The organism is Ensifer sp. SSB1 (assembly GCF_016652895.1).
Classification (GTDB): domain Bacteria; phylum Pseudomonadota; class Alphaproteobacteria; order Rhizobiales; family Rhizobiaceae; genus Ensifer.
Genome location: NZ_JAEPRP010000071.1, coordinates 1 through 11892, shown reverse-complemented (window position 1 = coordinate 11892; position 11892 = coordinate 1). Strand labels below are relative to the sequence as shown.

The following is an 11892-nucleotide window of genomic DNA, read 5'->3' as shown; positions in this document are numbered from 1 at the left end:
ACCGGATGCAAGGATGACGACATGGAAACGACTTTCTCTCCAGTGCTGACCGTTTGCGGTATCGAGGAACTCCCGGGCCAGAGCAGCCGAAACGTGACCCATGTTCTGTCGATCGTCGACCCGGAACTCCCGGAACTGGAGGCTTTCGGAGCCTACGGCCAGCACCACCGCACGACGCTTCGCTTCCACGACATCATTACGGCGGCGCCGAACCGGGTCATGCCCCATCCGGATCACGTTGAAGCCGTCCTTCGCTTCGGCACGGATTTCCTGATGCGGCAAGATCGGGACGCCGCGAGCCATGTGCTGGTTCATTGCCATATGGGCGTGTCGCGCTCGACGGCAGCCATGCTGACCCTGATGGCGCAGGCAAACCCCGACGAAGCCGGCGAAAGCCTCTTTACCCGCCTCGCCGCCATCCGCCCGCAAGCCTGGCCGAATTCCCACATGATTGCCTTTGCCGACGAACAACTCGGCCGTCGGGGAGACCTTAAGGCAGCGCTTGGCCGTCATTACGGTCGGCAGATCAAGAGCCGACCCGAGTACACCGAGTGGATGACGACACTCGGCCGCGAGGCGGAACTGCAAATGGCCGTCCACGACTGAGCGTTTGAGGCAACCCGACCCGGGTTCACCGGCGTCAAGGCCCGGCATGGATATTAGAATTCCTTGCCGAGCGTCTGCGCTGGCGACGTCGGTGCACCTGAAGGGAACGGCATGACGAGCACGCCTGACGTCGAAGAGATTTCCGCGCTGATGGTTGCAAGCTTCCACCAGCTGACCGGCAGAAGCCTGGTTGAGACTCCGGCGGATAGCGGATGGCTCTATCAATCCGCTCCGTTTGCCTTGCTCGCACATGACCGATCCGAAGACCCGCGCTTCGTTTACGCGAACAGGACGGCCCAGGCCTGTTTCGGATATGCCTGGGAAGAGTTCATCGGGATGCCGTCACGCCTTTCTGCCGAGGCTCCGGACCGGGAGGAAAGGCAGCGCCTTCTGGACGCCGTCTCCGCCAGGGGTTTCATCGACAACTACCGCGGCGTTCGGATTGCGAAATCCGGGCGCCGATTCTGGATCGAAGAGGCGACCGTGTGGCAGCTTGTTCGCTCCGACGGTGTCCGCGTCGGCCAAGCCGCCGTCTTCCACACCTGGAAGGACCTGTAATCGGCGCATTGCCGGTGGCCCGGGCACGTGAGCGGAAACGAAGCAGGCGCCAGCACCTCCGACTTCGCTCGCCTTAACGCGTGTAGCGTTGGGGAGCCACGAGCGATCGCAGTCCCCAACGTCGCTTCAATGCTTCAGAATTTGACTGAGAAATAACTTCGTCCGCTCGTGCTTCGGATTGGTGAAGAACTCGTCGGGGTTTGCTTCTTCGACGATCTGTCCGGAGTTCATGAAGATCACGCGATCGGCAACGGCCCGGGCAAAGCCCATCTCGTGCGTGACGCAGACCATCGTCATGCCGTCCTTCGCCAGGCTTGTCATCGTCTCAAGGACCTCGGAAACCATTTCCGGATCGAGTGCGGAGGTCGGCTCGTCAAACAGCATCACCGCCGGCTGCATGCAGAGCGAGCGCGCGATCGCGACGCGCTGCTGTTGGCCGCCGGAAAGCTGGACGGGAAACTTGTTGGCCTGTTCCGGGATTCGTACGCGCTCCAGGAATGTGAGCGCGCGTGCCCGTGCCTCTGCTTCCGACACGCCGTTGATCCACATCGGTCCGACCATGCAGTTCATCAGCACGGTCATGTGCGGAAACAGATTGAAATGCTGAAATACCATGCCAACATTGCGCCGCACGTCCGAGACATTGCGCATCTTGGTATGCAGGTTGATGCCGTTGACGACGATCTCGCCTTCCTGGTGTGCTTCCAGACGGTTGAAGCAACGGATCAAGGTGGATTTGCCGGACCCGGACGGGCCGCAAATGACGATGCGCTCGCCTTTGCGGACCCTAAGGTTGATATCCGTCAGCACCTGGAAGGCGCCGTACCATTTGGAAACGTTCCTGGCGTCGATGATGGTCTCAGCACTCATCTGACCTTGCTCCTGGCATAGTGACGTTCGATGCGGGACTGGATCAGCTCGAGAACGATGGACATCGCCCAGTAGAGCATGGCGGCGGATATGAGCATTTCCATATGCTGGAAGGTCTTCTGGCCAAGTGTGCGGGCGAGAAACATGAGTTCCCAGACACCGATGACGGAGACCAGCGAGCTATCCTTCAGCATGGAGATGAACTGGTTTCCAGTCGGCGGGATGATCACCGGCAGCGCCTGAGGCAGGATGACCTTGCGCATCGTCAGCCCAAAGCCGAAGCCGATGGAGCGCGACGCCTCCCACTGGCCGCGGTCGATGCTCTGAATGCCGGAGCGGAAGATCTCCGTCATGTATGCGCCGTAGCAGAGCGAAAGTGCCAGAATGCCGGCCGGCACCGCGTCGATGATGAAGCCGAGTTGCGGCAGGCCGAGATAGATCAGGTAAACCTGCATCAGCAGTGGCAGACCGCGAAAGAAGGACGTGTAGAAGCTGGCGATCGCATAGGCGAAACCGTTCGTCGAGAGCTTGGCCACGGCGCCGAGGATGGCGATCGCAGATGCAATCAGGATCGAGATCGCCGAGACGTAGACCGTCGTTACCAGCCCCTGCGTGATGAGGAACGGCAGCTTCTCCTCGATGAAGGGCAGGCTGAGGTGGAAGGTCTGGAAGAACGCAAGGAACAGCGCCAGCAACTCGAGCCAGACGACGGCGATCTGGACCCTGAGGCTCGCAAAGCCGATGAGCACGATGTTGAGGCAGAAGAGCACTGCCACGACGAAAGCGGTCGCAAAGCGGCCGTAGAACCCACTCTCAAGCGGCTCCCCGATCACCGGACGCATCAGTTCGCCCATCGTCGTGCCGGTCAGGCCGAAGGCCGTGAAGGCGATGAGGACAGCGGCGAACATGCTGGCCACGAACCACGGCTTGTGGACGAGTATTTCGGACTCGACAGTATCCGGATAAAGCATCTTTGGTCCTTTGGACAACGTGCGGTCCGGTTGCCCGGACCGCCAGATATGGCTGCCTTACTTCACGACGGTGTAGTCGACGCCGTACCACTTCTCGGAAAGCTTGCTCAGTGTGCCGTCGCTCTGCATTGCCTTGATCGCTTCGGCGATCTTGTCATTCAGTTCCTTGTCGCCGTGTTCGATGGCGACGGCGAGCGGCTCGTAAAAGACGGGGTCGCCAACCTGCTTGATCGGATATCCGGCCTTGATTGCGTCGCGAATGCTGGGCAGTGACGACACGACTGCGTCGAGGCGCACGCCGTCACCGAGGCGCAAATCATCGAACGCGGTCGTCGAGTTGGCGTAGGATTTCACCTCCTTCGGCTTGAAGGTGTATTCGAAGGCAGGCGCGCCAGCGGCATCGAGTGTCAGATCCTGTTTGGCATAGGCTTCGAAGGTGGACGTCGCCGTCGCACCGACAACCTTACCGTCCAGATCGATCAAACCGGCCGCAGGGCTGTCCTTGTGCACGGCCACAGCGGCCGGGGTGTAATAGTACACCGCAGGGAAATCGAAGACCTTGGCGCGTTCCTTTGTTGGCGTCATCGAGCCGACATGCATGTCCCAGCGCCCCTGCCAGTTGCCGGCGGTGATGATGTCCCAACCGGGCGTAACGAACTCGACACCCACACCCAGCCGCTTGGCGAGTTCCTTGGCGACATCGACATCGAAGCCGTCCATCTCGTTGTTCTCGTTCATGAAGGATTGCGGCGCCCAGTTGGCGTCGGTCGCTACCTTCAGGGTCTTTGCGTCGAGCACGTGGTCGAGCACGGCACCGGCATGAGCCGGAACGGTTGCGAGCGACAGGGCTAGCGATGCGGCCGCGGTGAGTTTTGAGAATGTGTTCATGCTGTCGTTCCCTTTATCGTTCTGTTTTTGACAGGGTCCTCTTCCTGCCAACGGGTTGATCTTGGGTTCTGAGGCCGCCATCCGTCTTCCGGTGATCCGAGGTAGCGCGGGGCCGCCCTTTCCTAAAAACAGTGGAAGTCAGCGCTCTCCTTTCTCGGCCATCTCATCGCGGACGCTGCGCGCCACCCGGAAGGCCTCGACGCCTGCGGGAATGCCGCAGTAAACCGCGATCTGGACGAGTGCCGCGCGAAGCTCCTCATCGGTCAGGCCATTGCGGATCGCCCCGCGATAATGGATGGCGAACTCGTGCATGCGGTTCAGCGCCGCGAGCATTCCGAGGTTGAGCAGGCTGCGGCTCTTCAGATCGAGGCCTTCGTCCGTCCAGACGGTGCCCCAGCAATATTCGTTCAACAGATCCTGGAAGGGACGCGAGAAGGCATCGCTATTGCCGATCGCCCGGTCGACATAGGCATCGCCAAGCACCTGGCGTCGGACGGCCTCCCCCCTTGCCCGAAGTGCCTCATCCATCGACCGTCTCCCCCTGGCTCATGAACTCGCCCATCAGCGTCGCCACGACGTCGGGCGCCTCGATGAGGATGGAATGGCGCAGGCCTGGCAGGATGCGAAGCTCGGACCCGGGAATGCGCTCGTGCATGTAGCGCGCCATGCGCGGGTTGGAGCCGGCATCGTCTTCGCCGGTAGTGATCAGCGTCGGGCAGCGGATCTGGTCGAGAAAGCCGCCGAAATCCGTTTCCGCCAACACGCGATAGGCGGCGGCGTAGCAGTCGGGATCGTTTTCGGCATCCCGCGCCCTTAGCCGTTCGATCACCTCCGGGTTGCTCTCCTGGAACTCTTCCGTCAGCCAGCGCGACAGCGAGGCATTGTGATGATCGGTAGGCGTTCCGGCCCTCAGCGCCGCGAGGCGATCAAGAACACGCTCCCGCTCGGCCGGCGTGCGGCCGGCGACGGTCGACAGAAGCGCCAGCCTGCGCAGGCGGCCAAGATGGGTGAGAGCCAGACGCTGCGCGATCAGCCCGCCGAGCGAAAAGCCTGCGAGATTGAAAGTGGGAAAACCCGCAGCGTCGGCGAGGCTTAGCGTCTCGTTGACGAAGTCATCGATCTCGTAGCGACCCTTGACCCGGCTCGACCGTCCATGCCCGCGAAGGTCGAACGTCAGGATCGTGAACCGATCCTTCAGCCGTTCGACCACGCCCGACCATGCCTCGAGATAGGAGCCGACGCCGTGAATGCAGACGAGCGGTTCGCCGTCACCTTCGATGCGATAGTTGAGTGTCACCTCTCCAATGGTATGGCGCTGAGCCGCTGCCATGGTCAGGCTCCCACCGCAACGCGCTTCTGTTCCTTCTCACGCGCCGCGAAGAAGGGCATGACTTCCTTGACGAACAGCTCCAGCGTCCGCTTCTGCAGCTCGAACGGCAGATTGAAGGTCAGGCCCAAGCAATACTGATCGACGCCGGCAGCCTCGTAGACCAGCAGCTTCTCGATCGCTTCGTCCGGCGTACCGAACATCAGGTTCTTGCGGATATTTTCGGGGTTGTAGTTGTCCTTGCCCTTGACCGCTTCGTACGGCACCGCCTCGGGAAAGCCGTTGTGCACCGTGCCGATGTTCTGCATGAGGTTTTCGAAGGCGCGACCGTAGTCCATGCTGTGCTTGACGGCGCGCTCCCAGCCGTCCGGCCGGTCGTAGACGCAGGTCCGGCGCTGCATCATGAAGCGCGGACGCGGTACTTCCGGATGGTCGGCGACGGCCTTGCGGAACTTCTCGGCGAGGACGTGGATTTCGGCCTCCGGAGCGGAAAGCGGCGTCGATAGGATGCTCGCGCCGTTCGCGATCGCCCAGTCGAAGGTCCCCGGATCGCGCGCCGCCACCCAGATTGGCGGGTGGGGCTGCTGCAGCGGCTTCGGCACCGCGGCCGTGACCGGAAAATTCCAGTATTGCCCCTCATGAGCATAGTCACCGGACCAGAGCTTCTTCACGGCCGGCACGATTTCCTTCATGTAGGCCACGCCCTCCTGCTGCGGCATGCCACCCGCCATGCGGTCGAACTCGTACTGGTAGGAACCGCGCGCGATGCCGAACTCCAGGCGTCCATTGGTCAGGTGATCGCAGAGCGCCGACTCGCCGGCGAGCCGGATCGGGTTCCAATAGGGTGCAACCAGCGTGGAGGTACCCAGCCGGATGCGATCCGTGTGCTGTGCAAGCCAAACCAGCGTCTGGAACGGATTGGGGGAAATCGTACATTCCAGGGTATGGTGCTCGGCAGTCCACAGCGTCTCGAAGCCGCCATCGTCGGCAAGCCGCGCAAGTCGCAGCAGGTTGCTCTTCACCTGCTCCATCGGAATATCGGGGGAGAAGCGTTCCATTGTGAGGGAGACCGCGAACTTCATGTTTTCTGCCTTTCCTGTTCCCGTGCTTTTGCTGTCATTTCAGGCGGATGACGAAGGGGTCCTGCATCGCGCCGGAGTAGTCGACGATGACGTTCTTCAATCGTGAGAACTCGTGCATGACCTCGAAGCCGCCGCGCCGGCCGTATCCGCTTTCCTTGAAGCCACCATTGGCGGACATGAAGGAGGCGGAGCGGTAGGTGTTGATCCAGACTGTCCCGGCATCGATGCGGTTGGCGAACCGCAGCGCCCGGTCGATGTCCTTTGTCCAGATGCCGGAGGCGAGGCCGTAGCGCGTGTCGTTGGCGAGCCCTATCATCTCTTCTTCGTCGCGGAACGGCATGACGCCGACCACGGGGCCGAAGAGTTCGTCGCGCATGAAGGCCATGTCGTTTTGCGCATCGACCATCACGGTCGGTTCGAAGTACCAGCCCCCTGACGAAAGCCCGTGACCTTGCGGACGGCTGCCGCCGGCGGCGACGCGCGCCCCTTCCTTGATGCCGGAGGCCACATAGGATTCGACTTTGGAAAGTTGATCGGCGAGCGCGAGCGGACCGACGTCGGTGTCGTCGACCGTCGGGAGGCCGACGCGGATGCGCTGCGTGCGGGCGACAAGCGCCTCGATGAAGCGATCGTAGACACGCTCCTCGACGAAGCAGCGTGAACCCGCGACGCAGGTCTGGCCGGCTGCTGCGAAGACGCCCGAGACGACGCCGTTGACCGCATGTTCGATATCGACATCGCCGAAGACCACGTGAGGCGACTTGCCACCAAGCTCCATCGAGCAGGGAACAAGGTTTTGCGCTGCGTTTCCTGCAATGCGCCGACCGGTAGCCGTGCTGCCTGTGAAGACGTATTTCGCAACGCCGGGATGACGTGTCAGCGCCTCACCGGCACTCTGGCCCGTACCCGTTACCACATTGACGACGCCGGCGGGAAAGCCCGCCTCGTGGATCAGCTCCGCAAGCGCCAGCGTCGAGGCGGTCGCGTGTTCCGAGGGCTTGATGACGACCGTATTGCCGATCGCCAGGCAAGGCGCCAGCGTGCCGGTCAGAAGCATCAACGGCGAATTCCACGGCGTGATCATGCCGACGACGCCCAAGGGTTCGCGCAGGTTGAAGTTCAGCGTATCGAGACGATTGATCGGGATCGTTTCGCCCTGCAGCTTGTCTGCCATGCCCGCGAAATAGTGGTAGCTGTCGGGCATGGAGCGCATCTGCGCCCGGGTTTCCTTCAGCAGCTTGCCGTTGTCGCGCGTCTCTATTTCCGCGAGCGTATCGGCGTTGGCGCGAACCAGTTCGGCAAGACGGCGCATCAGCGCGCCGCGATCGGTCTGCGTCATGCGGCGCCAGGCCGGATCGCGGAAGGCAGCGGCGGCAGCAGTGACGGCAGCCCCGACATCGTCCGCATCCGCTTCGGCAAAATGGTACCAGGGCTTACCCGTCGTCGGGTCGAAACTGGCGATGTAGTTGCCGCTCTTTGGTGCCACGAATTGCCCGCCGATGAACAGCAGCTGACGTGAACCTTCGATGGAACTGACCGTCGTCTTCATATTATTGTCCTTGGTCTGGGGAGGCCTGAAGCCAGGTGCGGGCTTCGCCGTCGATCATCGCGATACGGCCGCCGTCGTCGGAATCCATGTAGATGCCGAAGCGACCCGCCTGCCGCTCGCGCACGTAGCGGCGCAACATGGATCGCAGTTCGTGCGTCGCGATCGCTTCGTCAGGAAGATCGTCGAGTGGGAAGAAGCGCAGATCGGATGGCAGGCTCGCGCCGGCGCCGCCCTTGCCCGCCAGCCGGGCGCGATAGACAAGGTAGCCCGGGTCGCTGTCGGCAACATCGAAAACCGAGTAGAGAAAGGTCTCGTCCGGGACGAGGCTGAGCGCGTCGCCACCATCGATGACGAGCTGGCTGTCCGCCTTGCGACGCCGTGCTGACGGCAGAACCCAGCCGCCCTTGCCATCCGAGCGCAGGAGCAGGCCGTCACCGGCCTCGATCAGATAGCCGATGATCATTCCATGCGACGCAAGCCAACCGCTCGGCAGCGGGTCTTTCACACTGGCATAGCGGCCGCGGCAGAAGCCGAGCGGTGCGGTGGGGCTGGTGCCGAATGCCCGGACCTGACCGATCAGGATCGCATGATCGCCGGCGTCCACGGTGTTGAAAGTCGTGCAGTCGAACCAGGTCAGGCTGTCGGTCAGGACCGGCGCGCCCGTGTGGATATGGTCATGCGTTACCGACTGGAACTTGTCGGGGGATTTCGAGGCAAAGTTTCCGGAGACGTCGACCTGTCCTTCATGGAGGATATTGACCGCAAAACATCCCGCGTTGGTGAAGGCAGGATAGCTCGACGCGGATTTCGCGACGCAGACCAGCAGCAGCGGCGGATCGAGCGAAACCGACGTGAAGGAATTCGCCGTCATTCCACGAGGTGTGCCGTCTTCGTCGCGGGTGGTGATGACCGTGACACCGGTCACGAACGTGCCGAAGGCGCGACGAAGCGCAATCGGATCAATCGGCACGTCCGTCGATGCTGCTGTCTCAACCATGCGCTTCTCGCCTCCTCACCATTAAGTTGGTTGGAGGCTAACGCCGTCATGGCGACCATGCTTCCATGGCTTCAAAGGAGAGGAGAGAGAACTTCTCCATCGATCCCGAGGAGATGATCGAAGGCCGCGAAAGCGGGTGGCGACGAAGTCGCAAGGCGGCTCTCGCCCGATGACGATATGCTAGTTGCTGGCGGTAGAGCGGTTGTCGATGACGCCATGCAGGCGGATCGCGAGCTCGACGGCAAAGCGCTTTTCCGGCGTCTCGACATCGACCCCGAACAGCTCCTGAATGCGCGCCAGCCGATAGCGCAGCGTCGTCACATGCAGGCCCATCGCATCGGCACAGGCCTGATTGCGGCAACCTTCCTGCAGATACACCGACAAGGTTTCAAGGTAGGGCGTCCCGTTGTCCCGGTCATGATCGGCAATTGCGCCCACGCTCTCCTGCACGAAGCCGCGCACGTCGCCCGCCTCGCAGGCGGCGACCAGCATCGGCAGCGGACCGAAATCCTGGGCGGAGACCGCACCGGTCAGGCCGAAGGAGCGTCCGATGCGGATCATCCGGGCGCAGCGCTCCCAGGCTGGCGGATAGTCCGACAGGGTCGCACACCGGTTGCTGGCGACGACGATAGGTGCCTCGTCGAAATAGCGGCCAAGTTCCTCGGCGATGCGCCGGGCGAGTTTTGTCGTGCGCTCCTGCCGCTTACCCGTATCATGGGGGACGAGGCAGACGACGCCGCCCTCGACCGCGATCAGGTTCGCCTGAACGGATGCCTGCTGCATGACACGCGATAGCGTGTGCTCCACATCGACGGAAGCGCCGCCAAATGCCTTCGTCTTGTCCGGAAAATCGACGACGATCATCTGTTGAGGCGTTGAGAAGCTGAGCCCGAGCCGTTGAGCCCGCTGGGCGACGTCGCCGGCATTGCGCCACCGCGCCTCCACGACCTCGAAGAAGAGCTCGGTCTGCGTCCGCGTCTCGAAGCGAAACCGGATGAAGCTTCGCATCATCTGCACGCTCAATGCGAACTTGGCACTGTCTAACATCAGGAGATCGAGATCACTGAATTCGCGGGTCGTCGGGAAGATGATCAGCGCTCCCACCAGCTGGTTGTCGACCATCAGCGCTTCGACGCGGGCGGTTACCTTGAACCGTTGCGTGCCGTCGTCGAGGTAGAGGCTCATGGCATCGGCCGTCCCACGCTCGACGGCGTCACGGGCCGCCTTCATCAGCGGTCGGCTAAGGACGCCAGAGGCCGAATGCTGCCAACTGGCCTCGTCGTAAAGCGCGTTCGGCGACCGTCCGGCGACGACCTGATTGGCTGTAAAATCAACGACTACAGCCGGATTCGGCAACATCATCCCGACCATGGTGGAAAGCGATGCGACCGACCCGTCGCTCAACACATGTTCGAGCAGGGACGTATGCGCCTCCAGCGCGCGTTCCAGCCGCTGGGCAGATCGCTTCTCGGCTTCGAGACGGTGTTCCCGCTCGACGGCGATAGCGCCGAGGTGGATGATCGTGCCGAGAAAGGCGAGGTCGTCTTCCGACACCTCGGTCACCTCGCGGGCGATGACGCTCAGGACCATCGGGCGCCCCTCGGCGTCCCTGCAGTTCATCGGCATGACGAGCACCGTTCGATAGTCGCGCTCGAAGGCTTCTTTTCGATAGCCAGGAAACTCGCCCGACTCGCGTGCATCCCTGATGTAGACGGGCTCATTGCGCTGCAAGGCGATCAGGGAGGGGCTGGTCGCCAGCTCCCATTTGTCGGGCAGTTGCCGTTCGATCAGCGTTGGGTCATAGCGGACGATGACATGGGCATAGCCATGCGCGGCATCGATGCCCATGATCGACCCCAGCGCCCAGTTCGCATGGCGGCATGCGGCAACGATGAGCTGCTGCAGCGCCGTCTGAAGGTCGCTACCGCTGTTGATCTGGCTCGCGACGTCGCGCAGCGACAATATCCGGGACTTCTGATCCAAATGCCTCGCCTCTTGATTTCTATCAATCAACATGCGCGCCGACACCGGACAAGTCTACTTCGTTTCGATGGATATCTCCGGTCAACCTTTCTATGAAAGGTAGTATCTTCAACGCCGAGTTCGTGGCCATCGAACTGCCGACGACCACGAGCCCACGGCTCTATTCAGGCTTCAGTCAACGCTGGCTTTTGAGAGCACCGAGATCGCCAGAACCTTCGCGCCCGTCTTGATGGAAATCTCCGGGGCCGGAGCGAACAATGGCGAATGATTGGACGGAACGGGCCTGTTCTCTTGGCTAGCTTTTTCGATCTGTTCAGGTGAGCTCCCGCCAACCCAATAGAAAATGGAAGGCACGCCGGCTTCTATGAACTCGGGATAGGTTTCGACGCCCAGCGTCGGCTGGACCGCGGCCGGAACGTACACGACGCCATCGAAGGACGCATCCAGTGCCGGCGACGAATTCGTGCCGGCCACAGCGCCGCCGCCGATACGCACCAGTTCGGGTTCCGGCGCCTTGGCCGATTGCGCCGTCGTTTCGGCAACGCGCTGCATGGCCTCCAGCAGCAGCTTGCGCGTCTCCGGCGTCGTCGAACGCATGGTCAGCTTCAGCTTGGCCTGGTCGGGGATGATGTTGCCCGCGGTTCCCGCCTGAAAACTTCCGATCGTGATCACTCCCGGTTCGCGTGGATCTTTCTCGCGGCTGACGACCGCCTGGATATCGGTGACGAAACGGGAACCCAAGACGATCGGATCGATCGAGAGATGCGGCGCGCTGCCGTGGGCTCCACGACCTCAGGTCGAACGTATCAGAGTTCCCGCTGAAGGCACCGTCCTTCACGGTGATCTTGCCGGCAGTGTCACCGTTGACGTGCATGGCGAAGCCGAAATCCGCTTCGGAAACTTCTCGAACAGGCCTGCCTTCAGCATGGCGGTTGCACCGCCGCCGATTTCTTCGGCCGGTTCACCGGCGAGCAGCAGCGTTCCTTTCCAATCATCCTTCATCTCGACTAGGGTCAGGACCCATTAAAGTATTGAATTGAGGTTTGATGGATGATTCAAGG

General features: G+C 61.9%; 12 protein-coding genes and 1 pseudogene. 2 read left to right on the top strand and 11 right to left on the bottom strand.

The window, feature by feature from the left end; genetic code table 11:
- The first annotated feature begins 21 nt into the window (after positions 1 to 21).
- Both I8N66_RS18460 and I8N66_RS18455 read left to right on the top strand, forming a co-directional pair.
- Complete coding sequence (locus I8N66_RS18460; RefSeq protein WP_291156348.1) at positions 22 to 606, top strand: protein-tyrosine-phosphatase; 585 nt, start codon at positions 22 to 24, stop codon at positions 604 to 606.
- Positions 607 to 717: 111 nt separating this feature from the next.
- Positions 718 to 1164, top strand: a complete 447-nt coding sequence (locus I8N66_RS18455) for an MEKHLA domain-containing protein (protein ID WP_223729277.1) — start codon at positions 718 to 720, stop codon at positions 1162 to 1164.
- 126 nt (positions 1165 to 1290) lie between these two features.
- Here the strand turns inward: I8N66_RS18455 and I8N66_RS18450 are convergent, their stop codons facing one another.
- The 11 genes and pseudogenes from I8N66_RS18450 to I8N66_RS18400 all read right to left on the bottom strand — a co-directional run bounded on the left by I8N66_RS18450 (position 1291) and on the right by I8N66_RS18400 (position 11833).
- Positions 1291 to 2034, bottom strand: a complete 744-nt coding sequence (locus tag I8N66_RS18450) for an amino acid ABC transporter ATP-binding protein (protein WP_223729278.1) — start codon at positions 2032 to 2034, stop codon at positions 1291 to 1293.
- The gene (locus I8N66_RS18445; RefSeq protein WP_291156339.1) at positions 2031 to 3005 is read right to left on the bottom strand and encodes an amino acid ABC transporter permease; all 975 of its coding nucleotides are present in this window, start codon (positions 3003 to 3005) and stop codon (positions 2031 to 2033) included. Before I8N66_RS18445 ends, I8N66_RS18450 begins: the two co-directional genes overlap by 4 nt.
- A 57-nt stretch (positions 3006 to 3062) precedes the next feature.
- Complete coding sequence (locus tag I8N66_RS18440) at positions 3063 to 3893, bottom strand: transporter substrate-binding domain-containing protein (protein ID WP_291156336.1); 831 nt, start codon at positions 3891 to 3893, stop codon at positions 3063 to 3065.
- A gap of 138 nt (positions 3894 to 4031) precedes the next feature.
- On the bottom strand, positions 4032 to 4421 hold the full coding sequence (locus I8N66_RS18435) for a carboxymuconolactone decarboxylase family protein (RefSeq protein WP_223729281.1): 390 nt from the start codon (positions 4419 to 4421) through the stop codon (positions 4032 to 4034).
- Complete coding sequence (locus I8N66_RS18430; RefSeq protein WP_291156332.1) at positions 4414 to 5223, bottom strand: alpha/beta fold hydrolase; 810 nt, start codon at positions 5221 to 5223, stop codon at positions 4414 to 4416. The genes I8N66_RS18435 and I8N66_RS18430 overlap by 8 nt, the downstream gene beginning before the upstream one ends.
- Positions 5224 to 5225: 2 nt before the next feature.
- On the bottom strand, positions 5226 to 6302 hold the full coding sequence (locus I8N66_RS18425; RefSeq protein WP_223729283.1) for an LLM class flavin-dependent oxidoreductase: 1077 nt from the start codon (positions 6300 to 6302) through the stop codon (positions 5226 to 5228).
- 34 nt (positions 6303 to 6336) lie between these two features.
- A complete protein-coding gene (locus tag I8N66_RS18420; protein WP_291156328.1) occupies positions 6337 to 7851 on the bottom strand; it encodes an aldehyde dehydrogenase in 1515 nt (504 codons plus the stop codon).
- A gap of 1 nt (position 7852) precedes the next feature.
- On the bottom strand, positions 7853 to 8848 hold the full coding sequence (locus I8N66_RS18415) for a flavin reductase (RefSeq protein WP_291156325.1): 996 nt from the start codon (positions 8846 to 8848) through the stop codon (positions 7853 to 7855).
- A 180-nt stretch (positions 8849 to 9028) separates the two neighbouring features.
- Positions 9029 to 10831 (bottom strand): helix-turn-helix domain-containing protein, encoded by a 1803-nt coding sequence (locus I8N66_RS18410; protein WP_291156322.1) that lies wholly within the window; start codon positions 10829 to 10831, stop codon positions 9029 to 9031.
- Positions 10832 to 11002: 171 nt separating this feature from the next.
- Positions 11003 to 11611: pseudogene (locus I8N66_RS18405) on the bottom strand (peptidase dimerization domain-containing protein); the annotation flags it as partial.
- Positions 11612 to 11665: 54 nt separating this feature from the next.
- The gene (locus I8N66_RS18400; RefSeq protein ID WP_291156320.1) at positions 11666 to 11833 is read right to left on the bottom strand and encodes a hypothetical protein; all 168 of its coding nucleotides are present in this window, start codon (positions 11831 to 11833) and stop codon (positions 11666 to 11668) included.
- Between the last annotated feature and the right edge of the window lie 59 nt (positions 11834 to 11892).

What these genes read in the sequence shown, in the direction of transcription:
- I8N66_RS18440 (WP_291156336.1), bottom strand. Translation starts at nt 3,893, where the DNA reads ATGAACACATTCTCAAAACTCACCGCGGCCGCATCGCTAGCCCTGTCG.
- I8N66_RS18455 (WP_223729277.1), top strand. Translation starts at nt 718, where the DNA reads ATGACGAGCACGCCTGACGTCGAAGAGATTTCCGCGCTGATGGTTGCA.
- I8N66_RS18445 (WP_291156339.1), bottom strand. Translation starts at nt 3,005, where the DNA reads ATGCTTTATCCGGATACTGTCGAGTCCGAAATACTCGTCCACAAGCCG.
- I8N66_RS18430 (WP_291156332.1), bottom strand. Translation starts at nt 5,223, where the DNA reads ATGGCAGCGGCTCAGCGCCATACCATTGGAGAGGTGACACTCAACTAT.
- I8N66_RS18420 (WP_291156328.1), bottom strand. Translation starts at nt 7,851, where the DNA reads ATGAAGACGACGGTCAGTTCCATCGAAGGTTCACGTCAGCTGCTGTTC.
- I8N66_RS18460 (WP_291156348.1), top strand. Translation starts at nt 22, where the DNA reads ATGGAAACGACTTTCTCTCCAGTGCTGACCGTTTGCGGTATCGAGGAA.
- I8N66_RS18450 (WP_223729278.1), bottom strand. Translation starts at nt 2,034, where the DNA reads ATGAGTGCTGAGACCATCATCGACGCCAGGAACGTTTCCAAATGGTAC.
- I8N66_RS18415 (WP_291156325.1), bottom strand. Translation starts at nt 8,848, where the DNA reads ATGGTTGAGACAGCAGCATCGACGGACGTGCCGATTGATCCGATTGCG.
- I8N66_RS18425 (WP_223729283.1), bottom strand. Translation starts at nt 6,302, where the DNA reads ATGAAGTTCGCGGTCTCCCTCACAATGGAACGCTTCTCCCCCGATATT.
- I8N66_RS18435 (WP_223729281.1), bottom strand. Translation starts at nt 4,421, where the DNA reads ATGGATGAGGCACTTCGGGCAAGGGGGGAGGCCGTCCGACGCCAGGTG.
- I8N66_RS18400 (WP_291156320.1), bottom strand. Translation starts at nt 11,833, where the DNA reads ATGAAGGATGATTGGAAAGGAACGCTGCTGCTCGCCGGTGAACCGGCC.